Annotated in this window: 23 protein-coding genes; 14 read left to right on the forward strand and 9 right to left on the reverse strand. The window is 70.1% G+C overall.

Translation table 11 applies throughout. The annotated features are described in order from the left end of the window. Positions 1–364 precede the first annotated feature (364 nt). Positions 365–1222 carry a restriction system modified-DNA reader domain-containing protein gene (locus BJY14_RS18530; RefSeq protein WP_179844769.1) on the forward strand — a complete coding sequence of 286 codons (858 nt, stop codon included), beginning with the start codon at positions 365–367 and terminating at the stop codon, positions 1220–1222. Positions 1223–1622: 400 nt separating this feature from the next. Here BJY14_RS18530 and BJY14_RS47735 read toward each other — a convergent pair whose 3' ends face one another. Together BJY14_RS47735 and BJY14_RS45285 are read right to left on the reverse strand one after the other, a co-directional pair. Then, a complete protein-coding gene (locus BJY14_RS47735) occupies positions 1623–2654 on the reverse strand; it encodes an HNH endonuclease signature motif containing protein (protein WP_376770046.1) in 1032 nt (343 codons plus the stop codon). Positions 2655–2664: 10 nt separating this feature from the next. Continuing rightward, a complete protein-coding gene (locus BJY14_RS45285) occupies positions 2665–3177 on the reverse strand; it encodes a DUF222 domain-containing protein (RefSeq protein ID WP_312879302.1) in 513 nt (170 codons plus the stop codon). A 732-nt stretch (positions 3178–3909) separates the two neighbouring features. On the opposite strand from BJY14_RS45285, the gene BJY14_RS18540 reads away from it, so the two are divergent. Next, positions 3910–4635, forward strand: a complete 726-nt coding sequence (locus BJY14_RS18540; protein WP_179844771.1) for a PhzF family protein — start codon at positions 3910–3912, stop codon at positions 4633–4635. Between the two features lie 315 nt (positions 4636–4950). Here BJY14_RS18540 and BJY14_RS18545 read toward each other — a convergent pair whose 3' ends face one another. Both BJY14_RS18545 and BJY14_RS18550 read right to left on the reverse strand, forming a co-directional pair. Then, complete coding sequence (locus tag BJY14_RS18545; protein WP_179844772.1) at positions 4951–6006, reverse strand: acetamidase/formamidase family protein; 1056 nt, start codon at positions 6004–6006, stop codon at positions 4951–4953. Between the two features lie 216 nt (positions 6007–6222). After that, on the reverse strand, positions 6223–6693 hold the full coding sequence (locus BJY14_RS18550) for a hypothetical protein (protein WP_179844773.1): 471 nt from the start codon (positions 6691–6693) through the stop codon (positions 6223–6225). A gap of 156 nt (positions 6694–6849) precedes the next feature. On the opposite strand from BJY14_RS18550, the gene BJY14_RS18555 reads away from it, so the two are divergent. From BJY14_RS18555 to BJY14_RS18575, 5 genes are all read left to right on the forward strand, one after another. Then, positions 6850–7503, forward strand: a complete 654-nt coding sequence (locus BJY14_RS18555; protein ID WP_179844774.1) for a DUF998 domain-containing protein — start codon at positions 6850–6852, stop codon at positions 7501–7503. 57 nt (positions 7504–7560) lie between these two features. Further along, positions 7561–7932, forward strand: a complete 372-nt coding sequence (locus BJY14_RS18560) for a YciI family protein (RefSeq protein ID WP_179844775.1) — start codon at positions 7561–7563, stop codon at positions 7930–7932. Continuing rightward, on the forward strand, positions 7929–9170 hold the full coding sequence (locus BJY14_RS18565) for an RNA polymerase sigma factor (RefSeq protein ID WP_179844776.1): 1242 nt from the start codon (positions 7929–7931) through the stop codon (positions 9168–9170). The genes BJY14_RS18560 and BJY14_RS18565 overlap by 4 nt, the downstream gene beginning before the upstream one ends. 104 nt (positions 9171–9274) lie before the next feature. Next, positions 9275–9607, forward strand: a complete 333-nt coding sequence (locus tag BJY14_RS18570) for an ArsR/SmtB family transcription factor (protein ID WP_179844777.1) — start codon at positions 9275–9277, stop codon at positions 9605–9607. 34 nt (positions 9608–9641) lie between these two features. Further along, positions 9642–10328 carry an NAD(P)H-dependent oxidoreductase gene (locus tag BJY14_RS18575; RefSeq protein WP_179844778.1) on the forward strand — a complete coding sequence of 229 codons (687 nt, stop codon included), beginning with the start codon at positions 9642–9644 and terminating at the stop codon, positions 10326–10328. Here the strand turns inward: BJY14_RS18575 and BJY14_RS18580 are convergent. After that, positions 10317–11207, reverse strand: coding sequence for an alpha/beta fold hydrolase (locus BJY14_RS18580; protein WP_179844779.1), 891 nt, complete (start codon positions 11205–11207; stop codon positions 10317–10319). The genes BJY14_RS18575 and BJY14_RS18580 overlap by 12 nt on opposite strands. A 49-nt stretch (positions 11208–11256) precedes the next feature. Between BJY14_RS18580 and BJY14_RS18585 the strand changes: the two genes are divergently transcribed. Together BJY14_RS18585 and BJY14_RS18590 are read left to right on the forward strand one after the other, a co-directional pair. Continuing rightward, positions 11257–11850 (forward strand): TetR/AcrR family transcriptional regulator, encoded by a 594-nt coding sequence (locus BJY14_RS18585; protein ID WP_179844780.1) that lies wholly within the window; start codon positions 11257–11259, stop codon positions 11848–11850. Between the two features lie 138 nt (positions 11851–11988). Then, the gene (locus tag BJY14_RS18590; protein ID WP_179844781.1) at positions 11989–13413 is read left to right on the forward strand and encodes a sigma-70 family RNA polymerase sigma factor; all 1425 of its coding nucleotides are present in this window, start codon (positions 11989–11991) and stop codon (positions 13411–13413) included. 91 nt (positions 13414–13504) lie between these two features. Here the strand turns inward: BJY14_RS18590 and BJY14_RS18595 are convergent, their stop codons facing one another. Next, positions 13505–13912 carry a CAP domain-containing protein gene (locus BJY14_RS18595; protein ID WP_258944300.1) on the reverse strand — a complete coding sequence of 136 codons (408 nt, stop codon included), beginning with the start codon at positions 13910–13912 and terminating at the stop codon, positions 13505–13507. Between BJY14_RS18595 and BJY14_RS47250 the strand changes: the two genes are divergently transcribed. After that, entirely contained in the window at positions 13899–14141 is a 243-nt protein-coding gene (locus tag BJY14_RS47250) for a hypothetical protein (protein WP_312879303.1), read from the forward strand. The genes BJY14_RS18595 and BJY14_RS47250 overlap by 14 nt on opposite strands. Positions 14142–15322: 1181 nt before the next feature. After that, positions 15323–16030: a hypothetical protein gene (locus tag BJY14_RS18600; RefSeq protein WP_179844782.1), complete on the forward strand. Its 708-nt coding sequence runs from the start codon at positions 15323–15325 to the stop codon at positions 16028–16030. Positions 16031–16114: 84 nt separating this feature from the next. Here BJY14_RS18600 and BJY14_RS18605 read toward each other — a convergent pair whose 3' ends face one another. Next, complete coding sequence (locus BJY14_RS18605) at positions 16115–17263, reverse strand: S8 family peptidase (RefSeq protein ID WP_179844783.1); 1149 nt, start codon at positions 17261–17263, stop codon at positions 16115–16117. 68 nt (positions 17264–17331) lie between these two features. Between BJY14_RS18605 and BJY14_RS18610 the strand changes: the two genes are divergently transcribed. The 3 genes from BJY14_RS18610 to BJY14_RS18620 all read left to right on the forward strand — a co-directional run bounded on the left by BJY14_RS18610 (position 17332) and on the right by BJY14_RS18620 (position 20066). After that, positions 17332–17547, forward strand: coding sequence for a hypothetical protein (locus tag BJY14_RS18610; RefSeq protein WP_179844784.1), 216 nt, complete (start codon positions 17332–17334; stop codon positions 17545–17547). Positions 17548–17745: 198 nt separating this feature from the next. Beyond that, a complete protein-coding gene (locus BJY14_RS18615; RefSeq protein WP_179844785.1) occupies positions 17746–18162 on the forward strand; it encodes an SSI family serine proteinase inhibitor in 417 nt (138 codons plus the stop codon). Between the two features lie 143 nt (positions 18163–18305). Continuing rightward, complete coding sequence (locus BJY14_RS18620) at positions 18306–20066, forward strand: hypothetical protein (RefSeq protein WP_218905485.1); 1761 nt, start codon at positions 18306–18308, stop codon at positions 20064–20066. Positions 20067–20087: 21 nt separating this feature from the next. Here BJY14_RS18620 and BJY14_RS18625 read toward each other — a convergent pair whose 3' ends face one another. Together BJY14_RS18625 and BJY14_RS18630 are read right to left on the reverse strand one after the other, a co-directional pair. Next, positions 20088–20927, reverse strand: coding sequence for a metal-dependent hydrolase (locus tag BJY14_RS18625; RefSeq protein ID WP_179844787.1), 840 nt, complete (start codon positions 20925–20927; stop codon positions 20088–20090). Beyond that, positions 20924–22459, reverse strand: coding sequence for a flavin-containing monooxygenase (locus tag BJY14_RS18630; protein WP_179844788.1), 1536 nt, complete (start codon positions 22457–22459; stop codon positions 20924–20926). Before BJY14_RS18630 ends, BJY14_RS18625 begins: the two co-directional genes overlap by 4 nt. Between the last annotated feature and the right edge of the window lie 18 nt (positions 22460–22477).

The following is a 22477-nucleotide window of genomic DNA, read 5'->3' on the forward strand; positions in this document are numbered from 1 at the left end:
TTGCCCGTGGCCGCGTCGGGGTCGCTGTAGATATAGGTCTCGGCCGCCGCACCGTCCACCACCAGAAGCGGCTCATGGCGCAGCAGGAAATCGAAGTTCCGCGAACGCCGTGCCAGCTCCCCGAACGAGTGGGCCGTGTCTCATCATCCCGCACCCCGAGCATTGCGACGAACGTTGCGGGATATCTGCTTCGCCCCCATTCTTCCCGGCGGTGGGGTGACGCGCGCGTATGCCACTCGGCTAGACGACGGGACTCTTGGGCATACACCCATAGCTTCCGGGCTTCTTGGGCGTTCGGGAGTATTCAACTGCACTACACACGCGGCAGCCGGCCTTACGATGCCTGAGGAGTCGGGAGGGAATCTTGGAGATCGGCGCAGTCGACAGCCTGGCGACGAACGTGGTCATCCCCGGATCGGCCCAGGAGCCGATCGAGGTCTACATCGATCACGTCGCCCTGCGTATGGCCATCGTGGAACGCGCTGGGGCCAGAACCATCGGCTCCGACTGGGACGTGGCCGGCGTCTACGCACTCCTCGACCCCACCGCCTCCGACGGCACCTGGGGCGTCTACGTGGGCAAGGCCCCTGCGGGCATCAGATCTCGCCTGTCGACCCACCTCAGCCAAAAAGACCACTGGTCGCGCGCCGTCCTCGTCCGCAGGGACACCAGGTACGGCTTCCACTCGGCCCAAGTCGGATGGCTGGAAGGACGCCTGTACGACCTCCTCGACGCCGCCTCGAACGCCCGCCTCCACAACATTCGCCGTCCGGTAGACGAAACACTCCCGCCACACGATCGCCAGATGCTCGAATCCTGTGTCATGCCGTTCGTCCGCGTGCTGCGCCTCCTCGGTCATGACGCCTCGGTGGCCAGCGCGAAGCTCGAACCGACTCTCCCGCCGCCGCGCGTATCGAGCGGTAGCAATAAGAGACTCAGGCGAAAGATCCATGGCACAGTGCGAGACCTCCTTGCCGCCGGCCTGCTCGAAGCACAAGCGAAGATCGTCTCCACCAGCCCCGCTCGTCCAGCAGAGGCAACCGTCTTGCCTGACGGCCGCATCGAGTACGACGGGCGCCTCTTCGCCAGCCCCTCGGGCGCGGCGGACTACGTCACCAAGGGTTCCGAAAACGGATGGACTTTCTGGGCGGTGGATACCGACATCGGCAGAGTCACGCTCGACTCCCTCCGAAAGCGTCTCGTCCCGCCATCCCCAGGCTGATTCCCAGAGTGTGAAGCTCGGCAGGGTCGGAACGCGCGCAAGGTCGGGCGCTTCCTGGCCTTCGTCGGTCTCGCCGAAAAGTCCGGCATCTGAGGCAGAAAGGCACCCACGCCGGGAGCCCCCTCTCCCGCGAGCTTCGCGCCCAACTCTTCAGCCGCGTGAACGCGCAGGCTATGCCCGGTGGTGACGATCGGGGCTCGTGTGGACGACCGCAAGGACCCCTTTGCGCTGGCTCAGGTGAATCTGACTGCCAGCACAGCCCGGCCAAGCCGGTCAGCAGCACCGGGCGGACCTTGAACTCCAGCATGTGAGTGGGGCCACTGATCAACTGGCGTCAGTCTAGATCTCCGGCACCAGTCGATGCCTTGACGGCGCACCTTGCCAGATTTCCACGCAAGTTCTATGCGGCGCTTTTGAGGGTCGTGGACACGCCACCTCCTCCCGGCACAGCTGTTGGCGGGTCACCTGCTCGCGTTTCGACCACATGCGACTCGACTATCTGCGGGTCACCTGCAGGCGGGCCACCTGCAGGCGAGACGACCGTCCGCGGGTCACCTGCTCGCGGGACGACTGCTCGCCGGTCACCTGTTGGCGGGTCGGATGCGGGTGGGGCGGTCGTCGGTGGGGCGGTCGTCAAGGAGTCGACCATTGGTGAGTTGGCTGTTCCTGGGCCGGCCATCTCTGTGCCAGCGGTTCGTGGATCGACGGTTCGTGGATCGACTGTTTGCGGGCTGGCTGTTGGTGGGTCGGTAGTTCGTGTGTGGGGTGGTGGGAGGAGGCGGTAGGTGAAACGGCCGGTGGTGGGGTTGTGGGTGATGTGGATTTGGTGGGGGTTGGTGTGTTTGTAGCGGTTGTGCCATCCGCAGCACAGGGCGAGTTTGTCGATGTCGGTGGGGCTGTTGCCCAGGGCCCATCCGTTGATGTGGTCGACTTCGCAGAGCGTCCCGGGGACCTCGCAGCCCTGGACTGCGCAGGTCGGGTAGAGGGTTTCCAGGACCTGGCGTTGGGCGGTGGTGGCGAAGCGGACCTTGTGGCCCAGGTAGAGGGGGGTGTGGCCGCCTGCGAGCAGGAGGGGTGACACTCCGGCTGAGAGGGCGATGCGGCGGGCTTGTGGTGCGGGGATGGGGGTGCCGTCGGTGAGGCGGGCGGGGGTGTGGCTGCCGGTGAGGGTGTCCAGGTCGCAGATGAGGGTGACCTTGGTGGCCTTGTGCCCGCCCGACAGAACAGCGGTCAGTGCGGCGGCGGTCCGCTCTGGCAGGTCGCGAGGGTCGTCGAGCCCGGTCGGTCCAGCCGGTCCGGTCGGTCCGGTCGGTTTGGTCGGTTTGGTCGGTTTGGCGAGGGGGGCCAGGGTGCCGTCCCAGATGGCGGTGTCTTCGGGGTTGAGCCAGCCGTTGATGTAGCGGCCACCATCCAGGGAGCGGGTGGTGGTGATCCAGGACCGCTCATACCCGCGCTGCGCGTCCTGGGGGGGCCTGGTCGTGTCCGTCGCGTTCGGTGATGACCTCGCGGATGCGGCGACCGAACGCGGCGACCTTGCCGGGTGAGAAGCCCTGGCCGACCATGTCCAGCAGCAGGATCTCGGCCTTGGCGCAGTCGTCATCGTCGAGACGGGCGACAGCGTCGGCGACGGTCGTGGCATAGCCGTAGGACAACTCGCCTCTGGCCAGCAGCTCGGTGACCGCGGGCAGCCGGTGGAGGTGCCGGGCCAGGGTGATGCGTTCTTTGGCGCGCTGATCGCGCATACCCAGCCGTGACCTCAGCCACGCCTGGGCGGAAGGGAAGCCCCAGCGGCGCAGCTCACCGCTCTCGTCGACCCGGGCGATGAACCCGACCAGCGCACTCTCCTGGACGTCGGAGGCGGCCGCTAACGTCTCGGCCAACTCCATGCACTCCGCGGCAGACTCCGGAGCGGTGCGTGCGGCCAGTTCGGAGGCGATCGCGGCGAGGGCGTTCACCAGTTCCGTGGTGGACGCCTCACCTAGATCCATATCCGTGACCGAACACATACACAGAGTTTATCGAACTGGCGGTCGAGCACCCGCCGATACCAAGCCTGATTACTGTCACCACCGCGATAGTCGGAGTCCGATGGGACCGAAATCCGATTCGCGCCCTGGGCGCCTGCGTTTGCCTGCCGGCGGGCCGATCGTTGGTCGGCTCCCGCAGCCTCCTCCCAGCAGCCCCGGACGTAGCGACGTCTGACGACATGGATGTGATGTATGAACCTGTGTCCGAGGACGACTTCACCATCAGGCTCACGCGTGATCAGGCGTTGGTGCTCTCCGACCGGCTCGACCGGATGGAGGCCAATGAGCAGTTCGACAGGCTGGTGAACGAAGACCGAGCAGTGTGGTCGCCGATCCTTCAGATCTCCGGAACGTTGGATAGTCGCTGGCTGAGATCTTCATGCCTGACTGCACCGCTCGTCTTGAAGCGGCCCGAGAACGGCTCAAGGACTCTCTCGGCGACCTTGGGCGTCCACCGGCGGCCCTTTAGGCCTCGCGGGGCGGGATAGCCATGTCGCCCTGCCCCTGCCTCTCCCCTGCAACACGTGCGAACCAGAAGATAGGGAGATATTGCGCGATCAGGCCGGGGACGCACTGTGCCATCGGTTCTGCTGGGAGCTGCGACGCCCTGTGTCACCTGGCGCGTGGTAGTCGGTGGAGTGCCTGCTACGTTGCCGTTTCATGACAACGTGCATGCTGGCGCGGGCGTTCGTGAACTCTGAAGGGGCTCACGGAAATCCCGCGTTGGTCGTGGTCGAGCCGGAGGGCGCGACGGCGACGTCCCAGCAGCGTCAGGACCTCGCGGACGATCTCGCGGTTCCCGCCACCGTGTTCGTCCACGACGCCGCCGAGGGCCGGGTGAGCATCCACAGCAACTATGGGTCGCCCATTCGCTTCGGCGGTCATCCCTCGCTCGCCACGGTCGAGGTCCTGCACCACCTCGGCTTCCACGTCGCCGCCATCACCCCTGAAGCAGGCCGCGTCTCATGCCGCCGCGATTCCGATGGCACCGTCTGGCTGACCGCCCCGGCGTCGTGGTCCAAGCCCTGGCGGCACTACCAGATGGACGACGCCGAGGAGATCGACGCGCTGACCGGGCTGCCCGCCGGGGAGGACTTCACCCAGGTCTGGGCCTGGATGGACGAACCCGCGGGCCGGGTCCGCGCCCGGCTTTGGGCGCCGCGCATCGGCAAGGGCGAGGACGAGGCGTGCGGTAGCGCCTCCATGCTGCTGACCCTGAAGCTGGCTCGCCCGCTCGAAGTCCTGCACGGCCGCCACCACTCGCTCATCCTCACCCAGCCTGTGGACGAAGAACTCGTCGAGCTCGGAGGACGCTGCGTCCTCGACCCGCCGTCCGACGAGGTCCAGACCAAGGTCGACGCCTTCTATGGCCGGACACCACCCTGACCGCAAGGGGCAGGACACCACGCGGAGAATCAGTTGCGGTGGCTCCCGCCAAGGGCGGGGTTGAGGCAAGGCTTGGGCGCGCTGATAACTGGGAGCGGTCTTCACAGGTGCTCTTGGAAGGAGAAACGTCCCGGCGTTGGGCGGCTCGATGCCGCCTTTCCGCCGGGACGCGCTAAAGCAAAGGCCCACGGTGCTACAGCTCAGTGAACCTCAGGGTGACTCACCCTTGTTGTTGTGGTCGCCGCTGTCACACAGCGGCGCTCCCTGCCCCAGGACGGCACCTGCGGCTCCGTCCTGAACGGAAGGGCCGGCGGACTAGTGCAGTCCGCCGCCCACAACGGGAAGGTCGGCTCCGCCCAGTAGGGGGCGCAGCCGGTCCTTGTGGACCTCGGCGACGATGACCTTGTTGCCGTTCACCGCCTCGGCGACCTTGAAGTCCGCCAGGAGGCCCGAGAACCTGTAGGCCTCGTCGTCCCGCATCCCCATGACGGCGATGAGGTAGTCGACGACCTCCCGGTTGGCGATCCTCATGGCCTCGTCGAGGTCCTCGTGGATCCCCATGCACCAGACGTGATCGGCGTCCTCCGCGCGCGGAAACTTCAAGGCGCCGCCCTTGTGCACGAGGAACTGGACGGTCACCGCCATGGAGTGCTCGATGGCGGTCTGGCTGACTTCGCCGTGCCCCTGTGCGCCGTGGGTGTCGCCCGTGTAGAACATGCCGCCCGGCTGGAAGACCGGGAGGTAGAGGGTCGAACCCGCGACGAGGTCGCGAAAGTCCATGTTGCCGCCCCACCGGTCGGGCGGGTTGGCGGACACGGTGCCGGCCGAAGTCGGTGGCGCGACCGCCATGATCCCCGCGAACGGCCTGAAGGGGATCTCGATGCCGCCCCCGAAGGGGTAGAAGCGCTGTTCGGGGTCGAGCCGGAACAGGCGGGTGGACCGCCTCTCCAGCAGATCGCCGAGGACTCCGCAGTCCGGGCCGGTGATGTGCACGCCGTAGGGAACGCGCGGCGAGACGTCCAGGACGCGGACCTCCAGCACGTCGTCCGGTTCGGCGCCCTCGATGCTGATCGGCCCGGTGAGGATGTGGCAACTGGACCCTTCCGGGCGCGGAATCGTGGCCACTTCCAGCAGTTCGGGCAACACCTGGTCGGCAGGCACCCCCAGTGCCTCGAAGTAGGCGACCGGTCCCTCGGGAACGGTCGCTCCGACCCAGCTGACGGTCTTGATGGTGACGCACGCACCGGGCTGCACCGTCAGGACGGGTTCCGGGTGGGGTGTGAAGAGACCCCAGCCCGCGGTCTTTCGGCTGGTCTCCAGTACGACCGGCTTCGGCAAGCCGTCTCGGAGCCTGTCGGGCATCTCACTCATAGCGAGAAATCCCTTCTCTGGTTTTCAGGCGCTTGGCCTTGCCGCCTTGTGCGGCCTTGCAGCGGGGACCGTCCGTCTCCCACCGCAGCGGGCAAGTCCGGACAGGCTGCCGTGAAAGCAGTTCTCATCTAGGAGGTCGGCGATTCTTTATCCCGGTATGCGAAAAGCGCCGGCCCGTTGGACGGGCCGGCGCTCCACGGCGCTGGGTGGGGTGTGTCAGATGCGGGTCATGGTGGACTGGTATCCGCCGCCGCCCGGGTAGACCCACTCGCCGGCGAGGGAGTCGCCGTCGGCGCTGAAGGTGCCCTTGAAGTAGGCGGGGCTGCCCTTCGCGCCGCCCCAGATGGTCAGCTGGTCGCCGGTCAGCTCGTAGACGTAGTCGAAGGTGTTTCCGAACGAGTCGTAGTACCGCGACATCACGTCCTCCCCGGCGGGCTCACCGAACGGGCGGAGGTTGCCGATCACCTCGATGCCTGTGACGGGCTCGCCGAACTGGGTGAGATCGACGTGCTGGAGCAGGAAGTAGCGGCCGGGCATCCACTCGTAGCGCACGGTTCCTTCGGCTCCGCCGGTGACCTTCCAGGTGCCGACCAGGCGGTCGAGGGCCTTCACCTCGGTGCTCGGCGGCTCGGGCTCGTCCATGGGGGTTTCGTTCATGGGGGTTTCGTTCGGGGCGGTCTCGGACATCACGTCCTCCTCTGTAGTGGATGTTCGCCGGTACCTCGGAACGGCTTGACCCGTTCCGACATGACACCTGTGTGACGTAGGTCACTTGAGGGCGGTGTCGAGATTCCGGCGGTGGTCCCGAGGTAGCGGCGAGACCCATCGATGAGGAGGAATCCCATGGTCACCGCCACCGCCCCTTCGGCCCACGCCGACCGCCGCACGTCCCGCGCGCTGATGGCCGGCGCGCTCGCCGGGCCGCTGTTCTTCGGCTCGGCCGTCACCCAGATGGTCCTGCGGGACGGCTTCGACATCAGACGGCACCCGATCAGCCAGCTCGCCACCGGTGATCTCGGCTGGATCCAGATCGTCACGTTCGTGCTCGCGGGACTGGGCGGCGTCGCGCTGGCCGTCGGCCTCAAGCACACGATCACCGAGGGGATCGGCCGGCGGGCCGTGCCGGTCCTCGTCGCGATCTTCGGGGTCGGGCTGGTCGCCGCCGGGCTGCTGCCGATGGATCCGGAGAAGGGCTTCCCGGTCGGCACCCCGGAGGGGCCCGTCGACCAGATGTCCTGGCACGGCGTCGGGCATTCGGTCGCGGCCGCGGTCGCCTTCACCGCCCTGGCCATCGCCGCCGTCATGATGACCGTCCGGTGCGTGCGTCGGCGGGCCGTGTGGCCGGCCGTGCTGCACGGCGCCGTCGCGCTCGTGCTGCTGGTGCCCATGTCACCGGATCACATGAGCCTGCAGATCGCCCTGAACGGCCTGGTCGCCTTCACCTGGACGACCGTCGTCGCGCTGTTTCTGCGGCGCCGGGACATGCACCAGGGCTGACCTGGCTATACACCTGTCACCCGGCCCGCGCACTCTGGAACCAAGGGGAGAATCATCATGAAGTACCTGCTGCTCAGCTACACCCCGGCCGCCGCCTGGGACGCCGCGACGGCCGACACTCCGTCGGAGGAGGCGCTCGCGGCGTTCGCCGAGTACCAGAAGTTCGAGCAGGAGCTGACCGAGACCGGCGAGTTCGTCACCACCGAAGGACTCGGGCATCCGGTGGTCAGCGTCACGGTCCGCAGGGCGCCGGACGGCGTGGTCGCGACCGACGGGCCGTTCGCCGAGCTCAAGGAGGTTCTGGCCAGCTTCGCCGTGATCGACGTCGCCGGCCGGGAACGCGCCGTGGAGATCGCCTCGCGGATCGTCGAGGTGCTCGGGGAGCCGATCGAGATCCGGCCGATCATGGGGGAGGAGTTCACGGGGTGAACGGCGACGTCGAACGTCTGCTGCGCACGGAGGCGCCGCAGGTGCTCGGCGCCCTGGTGCGGCGCTTCGGCCGGTTCGACATCGCCGAGGACGCCGTCCAGGAGGCGCTGCTGGCCGCCAGTGGGGACTGGCCCGTCCACGGCGTGCCGAGCGACCCGCGCAGCTGGCTGATCAGGATCGGCTACCGGCGGATGGTCGATCTGCTCCGCTCCGACCAGGCCCGGCGACGGCGCGAGCACGAGGCCGGGATGTCCGAGTCGGCCCTGCGGGAACCGGCCCGCCAGGCCGGTCCCCCGCAGGAGGTCGACGACAGCCTCACCCTGCTGATGCTGTGCTGCCACCCCGCGCTGAGCACCACGTCCCAGGTCGCGCTCACGCTGCGCGCGGTCGGCGGCCTGACGACCGCGGAGATCGCGCACGCGCACGGCACGACCGAGGCCACCATGGGGACGCGGATCAGCCGCGCCAAGCAGCGGCTGGCCGGCGCCGGTGCCCGCTTCACTCCCCCGACCGACGCCGACCGGGACGCCCGGATGGCCGCCGTGATGCGGGTGCTCTACCTGATCTTCAACGAGGGCTACACGGCCACGGCGGGCCGGGAACTCGCCCGCGTCGATCTGACCAGCGAGGCGATCCGGCTGACCCGCATGCTCCACGCATCGCTCCCCGGCGACGCCGAGGCGGCGGGACTGCTGGCGCTGATGCTGCTCACCGACTCCCGCCGACATGCGCGCGCCGGCGCCGACCACGAACTGGTGCCGCTGGACGAGCAGGACCGCACGCGCTGGGACCCCGACCTGATCCGCGAGGGCACCGAGCTGATCGACAGCGTCTGGAATCGCGGCGCGGCGGGCCCCTACCGGCTCCAGGCCGCCATCGCCGCCGTGCACGCGGCGGCCGCGTCGCCGGAGGAGACCGACTGGCCGCAGATCGCGATGCTGTATCTCTGGCTCGAACGCCTCACCCCGACCGCGCCGATCATGCTCAGCCGCGTGGTGGCGGTCGCCCAAGCGTACGGACCGGTCCGGGGTCTGGCCCTCCTGGACGACCTCAACAGCCGGCACCACCTGGACCGGGACCCCCTCACCCGGCAGCGCGAACGCGCCGTCCGCGCCCATCTTCTGCAGATGACCGGCGAGCATGCGTCCGCCGCCGACCTGTACCGCCAGGCGGCCGCCCTGACCGACAACCAGGTCGAGCAGCGCTACCTCCTCACCAAGGCCGACCGCCTCGCCTGACCTCAGGCGACGGCGCGGCCGGCCTTCGGGAGCGACGGACTCGCATGGCTTGGATATCGAGATATCGTGGTCTGTCGGTTTGACCGGACGAAGGGGATCGGCTGATGGGCGCTGCGGCGGAGTTGGGGTCGGAGGAGCTGATCGAGGTGTTCAAGGCCCTCGGCAACCCCGCCCGTCTGCAGATCATGCAGTGGCTGAAGGACCCCGAGCGGCACTTCGGCGAGTGGGAGCCGATCGCGGACCGCCGGGAGGTCGGCGTGTGCGTCACGCACATCCAGGCCAAGGCGGGGCTCGCCCAGTCGACCGTCTCCAGCTACATGAGCACGCTCGAACGGGCCGGGCTCGTGCGTCCCACCCGGGTGGGCAAGTGGACCCACTACCGGCGGGACGAGGAGCGGCTGGCGCGACTGGCGGAGGCGGTCACCGTCACCATCTGATTGACGAATCGCGATATGTCGATATGATTTTCTCATGTCGACCTCGGACGCTGCTCCCGTCGCCCTGATCGTCCACGCTCACCCCGAGCCCCACTCGTTCAGCACCGCCCAGATGACCACCGCGGCCCAGGCCCTGCGCGACGCCGGTTACCGCGTCGACGTCCTCGATCTCTACTCCGACGCCTGGGCGCCGACCCTCGCCCGCGACGACTTCGCATCGGCGGAGGGCTACTTCAAGCCGCAGGCCGAGCAGATGCGCGCGGTCAAGGACGGGACGCTCGACGCGACCGTCCAGGCCCACCTTGACCGGCTGCTGGACGCCGACCTGCTGGTGCTGTCGTTTCCGCTCTGGTGGTTCTCGCTGCCCGCCATCCTCAAGGGGTGGGTGGACCGGGTCTTCGCCATGGGCGCGGTCTTCGGAGGGGACTACGGCCTCTTCGGCGACGCGGCGCTCGCAGGAAAACGAGCGATGCTGTTGTTCACGACCGGCGGGCCTAGCGAGATGTTCCAGCCTGGCATCTTCGGCTCCATGGACGACTTCCTCTTCCACATCCATCGCGGAATGCTGGAATTCGTCGGCTACCAGGTGCTCGACCCCGTCATCACGTATGGACCGGCCCACATGGTCGACCAGGAACGAGCAGCGGCGCTGGAGATGGTCCAAGAGTCCATCACGCGCATCGCAGCAGGTCCTAGGCCACGCGACGCCTCATTGGTGTGAGTCGGCCTCTTCGGTGAATTGCAGGACGCGCTCGTTCACGCGGTCGGCGCATTGGCCCGAGATGGCGTGCGTGGCGTCCGGCCACAGCTCTGCCCGGACGTGAGGAATCAGTCGCTGGGCTCGGTCGCGGGCGGTGGTGGGTTCATGGATGACGCTGCGGCCGGCGACGATGGCGAGAATCGGCATGCTCAGTGAGCGAAGTTGGGCGTCCTTGAACAGCGCCGGTTGCGGTGTCGCCTTGCGGTATCCGCGCATCGCGGCGTCGATGACGCGGCCGACCGGGTCCGCGAGCGGGTCCGCGCCCTGGCCGTCGATGTAGCGCAGGAAGCGGGGCGTCGCCCGCCGCGACAAGCCTGGGACCAGGGTGGGGATCGTGCGCAGGATCAGGCCGAGCGGCATGCGGGCAAGCGTGTTGATGGGGTCGAGCAGGGTCGCCGAGGCCACCCTCTCAGGACGGCGGACGGCCAGGTTGCAGGCCGTCCAACCACCCATCGAGACACCGGCCAGGTGAGCGCGGGCCAGGCCGAGGCCCTCCAGTGTCTGGTCCAGCCATGCGGCCTGGTCGTCTGCGCTGCGGATGGGGGCCGTCTGGGTGCTGGCGCCTGGTTCGCCCAGAAGGTCGATGGAGAGGACGGTGCGCCGCCGCGCGAGCGGCTCGATGTTGGGCTCCCAGGAAACCGTCGTCCCGTTGGCGCCGTGCAGGAGCACGAGCGGCAAGCCGGGGGCGGAACCGAACCGGTACGCGCGAACCTCACCGAACGCCGTGCGCACGTCGTGGGTCTCGACCGGGGACGGCAGGCGCCGCATGCCCTCCGCGTAGGTGGCCCGAAAGCGTCGCTCCGCGTCCGGAGACTTGAACCGGCCGATCCGGTCTGGCATGGCGCACCCCCTCGTTGGCAATATGATCGTATTGCAAAAGGAGGCGCGCATGCCAAGGCGGGTTGACCACGACCGGCGGCGGGCGGAGTTCGCCGAGGCCGTGTGGCGGATCGCGGCGGAAGCAGGGCCGGCGGCCGTGACGATGAGCGCGGTCGCCGCCGAGGCCGGGACGTCCGTCGGCCGGATCCAGCACTACTTCCCGGGCAAGGACGATCTCCTCGCCGCGGCCGCCGCAGCTCTTCGCGATCGGATCGACCGGCACGTCCGGGACGCGATCGGGCGCGTTCCCGATACCGCGAACGCGACGGCCACGCTCCACGCGCTGCTCATGGCCCTCCTTCCGGTGGACGAGGAGCGCCGCGCGACCGCCCTGGTCGGTGCCGCCTTCTTCCACCACACCCTGCGCCACCCGGAGTCGTCCGCCCGCCACCGCCAGGGGCACGAGCTGATCGTGTCCGCCGTGGCGGAGACGCTCCAGGGGGCGTCACCGTCCGGCGACGATGCCGAGCGCGAAGCCCTGCTCCTCGTCGCGCTCGTCCAGGGGCTCGCCACCCAACTCCTGCTGGGACAGATCACCGCCGAGGAGGCCGACGCGCTCGTCCGGCACCAACTCGGCCGTCTCCAGACGACCGGCGGGCCGTAGGCCCGGGGGTGACCACCCGCCCGCCTGAGCATGTCCTACTTTTTCCTGTAATCGCTTTTTCCTGTAATCGACGGGAGGGCGGCGGGGTCTCTTCTGACGTGGCCGAGCGGTTCGGTCCGGTGGGGCGAAGGGATGCGGATGGACGGCGGCGAGGAGCGGCTGGTCGCGGCGGCGCAGGCGGGGGACGCGGCGGCGAGGGAACGGCTGGTGTCGGGCTGCCTGCCCCTGGTGTACAACGTCGTCGGCCGGGCGCTGGACGGCCACGCGGACGTGGACGACGTCGTCCAGGACACCATGCTGCGGATGCTGAACGGCCTCGGCGGCCTGCGCGACCCGTCGCGGTTCCGGTCCTGGCTCGTGGCGATCGCGATGAACCAGGTGCGGCGGCGCTGGTCGGCGAACCGGAGACGTCCCGCCGTCGGCCTGGACGCGGCGCACGAGATCCCCGATCCGGACGGCGACTTCGTCGAGATCACCATCGTCCGGCTCGGGCTGTCCGGACAGCGCAAGGAGATCGCCGAGGCCACCCGGTGGCTGGACCCGGCCGACCGGGACCTGCTCTCGCTGTGGTGGTTAGAGGTTTCGGGCGAGCTGACCCGCGCCGAACTCGCCGCCGCCCTGGACGTGAAGCGGCGGCACGCGGCCGTGCGCGTGAACCGGATGAAGGAGCAACTGGAGACGGGGCGGCTGGTGGTCCGCGCGCTCGCGGCGACGCCGCCGTGCCCGGGACTCGCCGAGCTGACGTCCTCGTGGAATGGACGGCCCACGCCCGTGTGGCGCAAGCGGATCGCGCGGCACGCGCGCGGTTGCGACGCCTGCCGCGCGCACCGGCACAGGCTCGCCCCGGCCGAGGTGCTGCTCGCGGGCATGGTCCTCGTCCCGCCCCCGGCCCATCTTTCGGCGGCCGAACTGGCGGGGTTCAAGCTGTCGGGCGCGGACGTCGCCCTGCACGCGTCGCACGGCGCCCGCAATGCGGTGATCGCCGGGACGTCCGTGGTCGCGGCGGTCGCCGTGGCCGTCTGGTTCTTCGCCATGCCCGGCGACGAGCAGCGTCCGTCCGCCGCTCCCCCGAGCACGCCCGTCGCCACCCCGAGCGCGACGCCGGTCTCCCCCGACCCGTCGCCCACACCGTCCAGGACCCGCCGTTCGCCCAAGCCGCGCAAGACGTCCAAGCCGCCGCTCAGTCCGGGACGGCAGGTCATCCGGCTCGCCAACATCCAGCGAGCGCGGCACGGCTGCCGCCCCCTGCGCGAAAATCCGATGCTGACGAGGGCGGCCCAGAAGCACTCCGCCGACATGGCCGCCCGCCGCGTGCTCTCCCACGACGGCGCGAGCGGGCAGGACCCGGGCGCCCGCATCACCGCCGCCGGATACCGGTGGCGGGCCTGGGCGGAGAACATCCAGCAGGGCGCCGCCACGCCGTCCTCGGCGGTGTCGAGCTGGATGACGAGCACCTACCACCGCGCCAACATCCTGAACTGCGATTACACCGAGATCGGCGTGGGCTTCGTGTCCGGCGCCGGCGGCCCCTGGTGGACGCAGGACTTCGCCTCCCCGCAGTGAGGCGTGCCCGCCGCAGTGATTCGCCTCCCCGCAGTGAGGCGTGCGCGCCGGGGCCAGCCTGTGACGGCCCCGGCGCGCACGCCCGCGCACCTCAGCGGGTGCCGAAGTTCTGCGTCCAGTACGGCGTCCCGGACTTGAGCGTGACGCCCACGCCGATGTTCTTGAACCGGCAGTTCAGGATGTTGGCCCGGTGCCCGGAGCTGTTCATCCACGCGGACATGACGGCGGCGGGCGTCCGCTGCCCGTAGGCGATGTTCTCGCCGTAGGTGGACCAGCGGTAGCCGGCGGCGGTGATCCGGTCGCCGGGGTTCTTGCCGCTGGGGTTGGTGTGGTCGAAGAAGTTGCGGGCGACCATGTCGTCGGAGTGGCCCTGCGCGGCGGCCTGGAGTTGGGAGTCGACCGTCAGGGCCCCGCAGCCGTTCTTGGCGCGCTCGGCGTTCGTCAGGGAGACGACCTGCTGGGCGAGCGTGCCACCGCCGGGCGTCGTGGAACGTGGCACCGGTGTGGTCGTCCGCCTCTTCTTCGCCGGACGCTTCGTTGTACGCTTCGCGGGCTTCTTCGCGACGGTCGAGCGCTGGGCATTCTTGGACGCCTTGGGCTTGCCGTTCGGCACGTTCCTCCTGGTGGGGGACGCCAAGGCGGGGGACGACGGGGCGGGCGCGGGTGCCGCGCGGTCGGCGACCGGAGTGGAATCGGCCGGCGCGTCGGAAGAGCCCGAGACGCCGTAGGCGACCCCGGCCGTCAGGGCGAGCACGCTCGCACTCGCGCCGACGGCGGCCCACCAACGCCCGCTCGGACGCGGCGCCCGCCCGTAGCTCCCGCGACGCGTCCGGGGACTCCGCCTCGACCCCGCGTTGTTCCTCTCGCTCACGTCAGCCTGCCTTCCGAGTTTCCAGGGATTTGTCGGACACCTGGGAGACCCGACCGCCGCGTACGGATAACAGAAATCGCGCCTAAATCCGAAGATTGCGCCTTACCTGCGAAAACAGATCAGCAACCAGCAAGCCCCGGCAGCTGCGCCCGCCAACCTCGGTTCTCGCGCAAGGAAGGAACGACCGCGCCTACCACGCGCTCGACGCAACCGGGCGCGAGCGCGACGCGGTCGCGGCGTCGGCGTAGTTGCGGCCCAAGGGGCAGCGCAGTCGAAGCACGGCTCGCCGCGCGAGGTCGCAAGGGCGGCAGCCGTGGTACGGGCTCGGCGCGGGCTCGGCACGAAAGGGTGCAAGGGGGGCGGCCGTGACGCGCGCTCGGCACGGGCTCGGCACAACCGTGGCGCGAGCGCGACGCGATGGGACGCAACCGTGACGCGCGCGGTAGGAGCACGAACTCGGTGTGAGGTCGACCAAACCGTGGCGCGAGGTCGGTGCGGTCGGGGAGTGCGGGTGGCGGTGCGGGCTGGGCGCAAAGGCGTGCGGTCGGGCCGGGGGGCGGCGTGGTCGGAGCGGGGGGCGGCGTAGTCGGAGCGGGGGGCGGCGTGGTCGGGGCGGGGCGGCGTGGTGGGGGTGTGAGGGGCCGCAGGGGTCTGGATGGGAGGGCGGTGGGGGTGTGGGGTTGTGGTGTTTGGGTGGGGAGGTTGGCGCGGTGGGTGGTTGTGGGTGAAAAAAGCTGTTTCACTCGCTGAGATCTTGCGTATTCTCCTCGTGACCTCTGGGCTCGGCGACGGGAAGGACGCGGGGATGGGCGGAAGCGGAGGCGGGGCGCGGTGAATCCCTATGGAGGAGGACAGGCGCCGGGGCCGGGGTGGCAGCCCGGGCCGCCGCCGCAAGGCCCATGGCAGCAGGGGCCGCCGCCCCAAGGGCCCTGGCACCAGGGGCCGCCGCCCCAAGGGCCTTGGCAGCAACAGCAGGGGCCGTGGCAGCCGAGGCAGCGGCGGCGGATGACCTTTGGGCGTCTCTTCAATCCGATCGCCGTGGGGAACGCGGTTTTCACGCCGTCCCGGCAGGACCGTGTGCACGACCCGGTGGTGAAGAAGGCGCAGATCTGGCGGACGGTCGTCGGTCTGGTCGCCGTCACGTGGATGCTGTTCTCCTACGGGCTGGCCTCGGACGCCAATGCCGTGCTGGACGACCGATTCGCCCAGATCCGTACCACCCTCATCACGCTGGCGGTGACGTTCCCGATCGCGGTCGTCGTCTTCATCGCGGCGGCCCGTCCGCCCAACCGGCGCCTGTTCCTGCGCCGCGCGGTCAAGCCGGCCGTGGCGCTGATCACGCTGATCGTCACACTCGCAGCGCCGAGGCTGGCCACGGGGATGGGCTACGTGTCCGAGGACACGGACTGGACGGCATCGCCATGGCGGGTGGTGCTGCTGTTCGCGATCGGCGCCTTCTCGTTGTGGTACATCCCGTTCGGTCTCTACGGCATCGTGCAGTCACTCGTGCACGTCTTCCGGACCGCCGACCTGCATGACACGGTCCCGCCGCTCCTCGCGACGCTGCTCGTCTGGGAGGTCGCCATCTTCGACGTGTTCCAGGGCGCCTACGGCGGAGCCCCGCTCGGGGTACGGCTGGCGTTCATCCTGGGCGCCCCGCTGTCCGTCACCGCTGTGGCGATGTGGGAGCTGCGGCGGCTGCGCACACGGCACGGCATCACCGTGCGCGGAGCGCTGCACCGTTGAGCCGTCCCAACGCGGGCCGTCTCTGTTGCTGAGACGCCGCAGCGTCGATGGGCCGCCGTCCTGGCGGCCCATCGACGTGGGTTTTCAGAGGGAGCGCTTGCTCAGAAGGAGGTTGGGGGTTCCGGAGGGGTTTCCGGTGATCTTTCCGCTGACGGCGTTGTTGACGAGCCAGCTGCGGATCGTGCTGTAGGACGCGTCCCCGTTCGCGGACTTGTAGAGCGCGGCGACACCGGTGACGTGCGGGGTCGCCATCGACGTGCCGCTGATGGTGTTGGTCCCGCCGTTGAGCCAGGTGGAGGTGATGCCCGTCCCGGGCGCGTACAGCTCCACGCAGTTGCCGTAGTTGCTGTAGGACGCCTTGGCGTCGGTGCTGGTGCTCGCCGCGACGGTGGTGGCGTTGCTCGCGCTGGCCGGCGAGTAGTTGCAGGCGTTGCCGTTGTCGTTGCCCGCGGCGACGGCCAGGAAGACGCCAGAGCTCGCGAGGCTGTTCGCGGCCGAGTTCACCGAGGACGAGTAACCTCCGCCGAGCGACATGTTCGCCACGGACGGGCCACTGTGGTTCTGGGCGACCCAGTTCATGCCGGCGATGACGCCGGAGTTGGTACCGCTGCCCTGGCAGTTCAGGACGCGAACGCCGCGCAGGTTCACCTTCTTGGCGACGCCGTAGGTGGTGCCGCCGACCGTCCCCGCGACGTGCGTCCCGTGGCCGTTGCAGTCGACGCCGTTGCCGCCCGTGGCGTCGTAGACGTTGCTGGCCCTGCCCCCGAAGTCCGGGTGGGACGGGTAGATGCCGGTGTCGATGATGTAGGCGGTCACTCCGGACCCGGCCGCGTTGTAGGTGTAGCTCTTGGAGAGCGGGAGGCTGTCCTGGTCGATGCGGTCGATTCCCCAGGACGGCGGGTTCTGCTGCGTGGTGGCGAGGTGCACGACCGCGTCCTGTTCGACGGACGCGACACCGGGCGTCCGGCGAAGCTGGGCGAGCTGGTCGGAGCTGAGCTTCGCGGAGAAGCCGTTCAGCACCTTCCCGAACCGGTGGCCGGTGCGGATGCCGTGCTTGGAAGCGGTCTTGCCTACCGAGACGCCGGACTTCAGCGTCACGATGTACTGGCCGCTGACGCCCTGACCGGGTGCGGCGAGGGTGAGGGGAGCGTTGGGGGTCACCGCCTGCGCGGGTGTGGCCAGGACGGCCGCGAGAGGAGCCGCGGCCAGGACGGCGAGCAGGGGCTTTCTCATTCGGAACTCCGTTTCGTGCGGGGGCCCGGCCAGCGGAGAGGCCGGATTCACGAAGAGCGAATGAGAGGATGATCAAACAGAACGTGAACAATCGTCAATTATTCGACGGCGATGCGATTTCAATGTCAACGCCATTCACGTTCGATGCTCGTCTCGGCACGGACCACCGGCTCGACCGCGGCGAGCGACCCGAGGCCCCTGCGCCCGGCCAAGGCGTCCATGCGTTCGCCGGGGTGATCGTTCGGTCCGATCCCGGATCGTCTCCTCGGCCGGTTGCGGCGTAGCGTGCGGCCGAGTCGCCGTCCATCGGCGGCTGGAATGGGCCCTTTGCGGTTATACAAGATCATCATTTTGGGGCGGGAAGAGGGGAACCTCTTGTGGTCATGACCGGTTCAGGACGCGGGAACGTGCCAATCATCGTGCTCTAATCGCTGTGCGTTTGTCCGTCTCGAGGTGAGGAGATTCTCAAAGTGGAGTACAGAATGCGCGCCGCATTAGGCGGGGCCGTCCTGGCCCTCGGCGCGGTGGCGGCCTCGGCCCTGCCCGCGAACGCCCTGCCAGCGAACGCCGTGCCCGCGAACGCCGCTGCGGCCACCCGGCTCACCGTGAGCGTCGCACCCGAGATCAGCACGGGCCCGGCTCCCAAGTCCGTCACGCTGGAGTGCGAGCCGGCCGGCGGCACCCATCCCGACGCCGCGGCGGCCTGCGACGACCTGATCAAGGCCGGCGGTGACTTCCGGAAGATCCCGCCGCTGCCGGCGGGCTGCCCGACGTACTACAGCCCGGTCGTCGCCACCGTCCAGGGGCTGTGGCGGGGCACGCCCGTCTCGGCCAGCGCCCGCTACACCAACGCCGTCTGCGCCAACGTCCAGACCGGCGGCCACATCCTGCACTTCTGACCGGCGCCCGCTTCTGACCGCTCCCCTGCTCCCGTCATGAGCAAGCTCCCGGCCGGGGCGTGGTTCCTGCTCCCTGGGGACCGCGTCCCGGCCGCGCCCCGTGGTCGCCGCCCATGGCGCACAATGCAAAGAGAAGAGGGGCGGTGCCAAGGGTGGAACGCGAGCATTACGGCCGCCTTCTGCGGCTCGCTTACCTGACGCTGGACGATGGTGACCACCCGCTCTCGCGCGCTCGCCGGGCCGCCGCCGGGGCCATGCGGGCACGGCGCGGTGGATATCCGGCCAAGCGGGCGCGGCTCGTCACGATCCTGCTCACGGATCCGCCGACCGGGCGGCACCGGCTGCACGGTCTCCTCTTCGAGCCCGCGCGGATCGAGCCGGGCCCCGTCCGGGCGGCTCTGCCGGAGTTTCCGCCGGACGAGCGGCTCGCCTATCTGCTGTATCGGGACGGCCTCACCGCTCCCGAGGTCGTCGCGGAGTTAAGCGGACATCTCGCGATCCGCTTCGAAGACGTGGACCGCGTCGTCGACGCCGTGGACGCCCGGACGGGACTGGACGAGGCCGGGCAGCGGGCCGAGATCGAGGCGTTCGAGCCCGACCTCGTCCGGCTGCGCCCGCCGGTCACCGTCCCGCCAGCGAGACGTGCCTCCATGGTGGGCGTCACCGCGGCGGGCGTGGTCGCGGCGGTGGTGCTGGCGGTCTCCGCGACCGTCTTCTCCCGGACGGACGAGGGCCACGGCACGCCCACTTTGATCGGCGCGCGCGCGTGGCTGGCGTCCAGCGCGCCGACCGTCGAGGAGTGGCCGTCCCAGGGCGGGCTGCTCCATGACGCGGCGCTGCTGCGACGGGCCGCGGACGCGTGGCGGGGCGATCGCCGCGATCCGCCGGTCGGCCGCGTCGCCGTCATGTACGCCGGGACGGTGGACGGGGCGTCCCTCGTTGTCCTGCGCGACTCCCCCGGACCACGGGACATGCCCAGCGTGGCGCAGTACTTCGAGCGGCGGCGGTCGCGGGGCGTGGAGTCGGTCCGCAAGCTCGGGACGGACGCCGGGCAGCTCGTCATGGTGGGCATGACGTGGCGCTACCTCGTTCCGCCATGGCTGCTGGACGTGCGGGTGGCGGTGCCGTCGGGGCGGTCTCCGGAGTGGCAGCCGGTGGCCGTCCGGGACGGGCTGAGCGCGCCGCTGCCGTGGAACTGGTTCACGCCGCGCTGCCAGAACTACCTGGTGTTCCAGATGACGTCCGGGATGCAGACGATCACGCAGCTCGCCTCGAACGATCCGCGGTCGGCGGCGCCGCGCGTGTGGTTCCGGGACGCGCCGGACCAGGAGCCGCCGAAGCAGGAGCCGCAGAGGCGGGTGCCTCCGAAGCGGGGGACGCCGGAACAGAAGAGGCTGGAGCAGGAGGCGCGGTCCGCGTGGGCGGCGCTGAACGCGGTCGCCTGCGCGGGGGCGGCGACGCTGAGCGAGTCGGGCGACCTGCGGCTGGGCCGGCTCTGGAGCGGCGAGCTGCCCGACGGCGGCGGCCGGGCGACCCTGCTGACGGTGGACTCGGTCTCGTCGGGCGCGCCGGGCACGTCGATCCTGATCTCCGAGGACGGGCGGGCGCTGTCCGAGCGGGGCGGGACGAACAGCGACCGCGTCTCGTCCGGCGCGACGTCGGCCGCCGCCGTGTGGTGGCGGTCGCCTCGGCGCTGGCGGCTGGTGGCCGCGGCCGGGCCGGGCGTCGCGCGGCTGAGGTCGATCGGCGAGCTGGGCTCCCACGAGGACACGGCGGACGGGCGGGGCGAGGCTCCCCTGCTCGTGGTGCCGGGCCCGCGCGACGGCGACGCGGGCCGCCTGCCGGTCGTCCAGGTCGTGGCCTACGAGCCGGACGGGGACCGCACCGTCATCACCCCTCGGTGACCAGAACCGGACGGAAGGCGGTCATTTGAGGTTGGCGGTGAGGGTCCCCTCGGCGCCGAAGAGCTCCTCGCGCCAGCGTTCCAGCAGGTCGGTGCTGTCGAAGTCGTCCGGGTGGAAGCCGGGCTCGTTGTAGGCGCGCAGCCTCCGGATCACGTCGCGCTTGAGGAACGGCGAGTGGCGCAGCGCGACGAGGCTGCGGCGCAGCCGTCCGGGACGGTAGGTCGCGGGGTCGCCCAGCAGCGAGATGAACGTGCCGGTGACCATGAGGAACAGGAACCCGGCGCTGATGACCCGCATGGTCCGGACGCGGGTGCGCTCGGTGCCGCCGACATGCCGGAAGACGTCGAACGCGACGGCCTTGTGCTCGGACTCCTCCAGCGCGTGCCACAGCAGGATCGACCGGACGCTGGTGTCTCCGAGCAGTTTCTGCGCGCGCGGGTCGGTGAGCAGGCACTCGGCCGCGGTCGCGGTGTAGTGCTCCAGCCCGGCGGTGAAGCCGAGGCGGACGATCGGCGGCAGGAAGCGGTCGGCGAGGCGGAGGTCGCGCTTGACGACGGCGGAGATGCGGTGGGTCGGGTAGCCCATCGCGCGCAGGGTCGTGTTGAGGTGGTCGTGTTCGCGGCCGTGGACGACCTCCTGCCCGATGAAGCCGCGCACCTGGGCGGCGAGATCCGGGTCGGTGATGCGGTCGCGGTAGTGCCGCACCGACCGGACGAAGAAGTCCTCGCCCGGGGGGAACGTCGCCGACAGCAGGGCCACGAGGTGGCTCATGACCAGGTCGCCGTCCACGTAGTGGCGGCGCAGGGACCCTTTCGGGTGGTCGAAGGCGACCCGGCGGGTCTGGATGGGGTGCTGGGTCATGCGGACCTCTCCTCGGACGCGGGGGACGTGTCGGGGGCCGAGTAGGCGTAGTCGTCCAGCGGGAACGTGCGGGCGGCGTGCGCGGCCTGCGCCGCACTCGTCGGCCGCAGATAGGGGGTGTCGCCGTGGTGGTCGAAGTAGTAGCTGTTCGCGGTGGCGCAGCCGTTGGTCGCCCACAGCGAGCCGGCGAGGCGCTCGCGCATGCGGTGCGTCCAGCGCTCGGTCGGTTCGGGACGCACCTCCACCGAGGTCGCGCCCCGGCGGCGGGCCTCCTGGAGCACGCGGACGACATGGGCCGACGTCGTCTCGACGAGCTGGTGCCAGGTGCCGCCGACCCAGCCGTACGGCCCGAACATCATGAAGTGGTTGGGCAGCCCGGGGATGCTGATGCCCTCGTAGGACGCGAGCCGGTTCTCGGTGTAGAAGGTCGCGAGGTCGAAACCGTCGCGGCCGCGCACCGGGGTCCGGCGGTAGACCTCCGGATCGCTGGCGAGGCGGAACCCCGTCGCGAGGATGAAGGCGTCCACGTCGCGTTCGCGACCGTCCACGGTGAGGACGCCCGTGGAGGTGACCCGGTCGATGGCGTCGGTGACCAGGGCGACGTTCGGCCGGTTGAAGGTTCTGAGGTAGGTGTTGGAGACGGACGGGCGCTTGCAGCCGAGGCCGTAACCGGGGGTCAGCCTCCGGCGCGTGTCGGGATCCTTGACCTGCGTCCGGTACCAGAGGGACCGGGCCAGCCGCGCGCCGCCTTGCGCGACGTACGGCGCCTTGCCGTGCCCGACGACCAGGTCGACCAGGACCTTCTCGACGCCGCGCGTGGCCGCCCGGCGCACGGCGTCCTGGACGCGCGGGGCACGCCGGAACAGCCACCGCACCGGGGGCGGGACGGGCGCGTCGAGCTTCGGGCCCACCCAGATCGGGGTGCGCTGGTAGACGTCGAGGCGCGCGGTCCGGGGTGCGATCTCCGGGATGATCTGGACGGCGCTGGCGCCCGTCCCGATGACCGCGACCCGCCTGCCGGTCAGGTCGTAGCCGTGGTCCCAGCCTGACGAGCGCAGCACCGTCCCTTCGAAGTCGTCGAGGCCCGCGATGCCTGCCGGCTTGGGGTCGACGAACGCGCCGATCGCGCTGACCACGAAGCGGGCCGTCACCTCCCCGGCGGGCGTCCGCAGGCGCCAGAGCCCGGCGCCCTCGTCCCAGACCCGTTCGGTGACCTCGGTGCGCAGGCGGACGTGGCGGCGCATGCCGTACCGGTCGGCGAGCCGGTCGAGGTACTCCTTGACCTCGGAGCCGGGGGCGAACACCCTGCTCCAGCGCGGGTTGAGGGCGTAGCTGAACTGGTACGCCTGCGCGGGCACGTCCACGCCGATGCCGGGGTAGACGTTGTCGCGCCACGTCCCGCCGATGTCACCGGCGCGCTCCAGGATGACGAAGTCGTCGATGCCGGCGCGCTGGAGCGCGATCCCCATCCCGATCCCGCTCACCCCGGCCCCGATGATCGCGACCTCGGCGTCGGGCACGGCGACCGGCATGGCGCACCTCCTGCTATT

It is taken from the genome of Actinomadura luteofluorescens, from assembly GCF_013409365.1.
GTDB classification, from domain to species: Bacteria; Actinomycetota; Actinomycetes; order Streptosporangiales; family Streptosporangiaceae; genus Spirillospora; species Spirillospora luteofluorescens.

Excerpts from the sequence above, each read along its gene's own strand:
- BJY14_RS18555 (WP_179844774.1), top strand. The coding sequence starts at position 6,850 with ATGGTCACCGCCACCGCCCCTTCGGCCCACGCCGACCGCCGCACGTCC.
- BJY14_RS18610 (WP_179844784.1), top strand. The coding sequence starts at position 17,332 with ATGATCAAACAGAACGTGAACAATCGTCAATTATTCGACGGCGATGCG.
- BJY14_RS18545 (WP_179844772.1), bottom strand. The coding sequence starts at position 6,006 with ATGAGTGAGATGCCCGACAGGCTCCGAGACGGCTTGCCGAAGCCGGTC.
- BJY14_RS18615 (WP_179844785.1), top strand. The coding sequence starts at position 17,746 with ATGCGCGCCGCATTAGGCGGGGCCGTCCTGGCCCTCGGCGCGGTGGCG.
- BJY14_RS18575 (WP_179844778.1), top strand. The coding sequence starts at position 9,642 with ATGTCGACCTCGGACGCTGCTCCCGTCGCCCTGATCGTCCACGCTCAC.
- BJY14_RS18590 (WP_179844781.1), top strand. The coding sequence starts at position 11,989 with ATGGACGGCGGCGAGGAGCGGCTGGTCGCGGCGGCGCAGGCGGGGGAC.
- BJY14_RS18540 (WP_179844771.1), top strand. The coding sequence starts at position 3,910 with ATGACAACGTGCATGCTGGCGCGGGCGTTCGTGAACTCTGAAGGGGCT.
- BJY14_RS18630 (WP_179844788.1), bottom strand. The coding sequence starts at position 22,459 with ATGCCGGTCGCCGTGCCCGACGCCGAGGTCGCGATCATCGGGGCCGGG.
- BJY14_RS18605 (WP_179844783.1), bottom strand. The coding sequence starts at position 17,263 with ATGAGAAAGCCCCTGCTCGCCGTCCTGGCCGCGGCTCCTCTCGCGGCC.
- BJY14_RS18560 (WP_179844775.1), top strand. The coding sequence starts at position 7,561 with ATGAAGTACCTGCTGCTCAGCTACACCCCGGCCGCCGCCTGGGACGCC.
- BJY14_RS18585 (WP_179844780.1), top strand. The coding sequence starts at position 11,257 with ATGCCAAGGCGGGTTGACCACGACCGGCGGCGGGCGGAGTTCGCCGAG.
- BJY14_RS18580 (WP_179844779.1), bottom strand. The coding sequence starts at position 11,207 with ATGCCAGACCGGATCGGCCGGTTCAAGTCTCCGGACGCGGAGCGACGC.
- BJY14_RS18550 (WP_179844773.1), bottom strand. The coding sequence starts at position 6,693 with ATGTCCGAGACCGCCCCGAACGAAACCCCCATGAACGAAACCCCCATG.
- BJY14_RS18625 (WP_179844787.1), bottom strand. The coding sequence starts at position 20,927 with ATGACCCAGCACCCCATCCAGACCCGCCGGGTCGCCTTCGACCACCCG.
- BJY14_RS18570 (WP_179844777.1), top strand. The coding sequence starts at position 9,275 with ATGGGCGCTGCGGCGGAGTTGGGGTCGGAGGAGCTGATCGAGGTGTTC.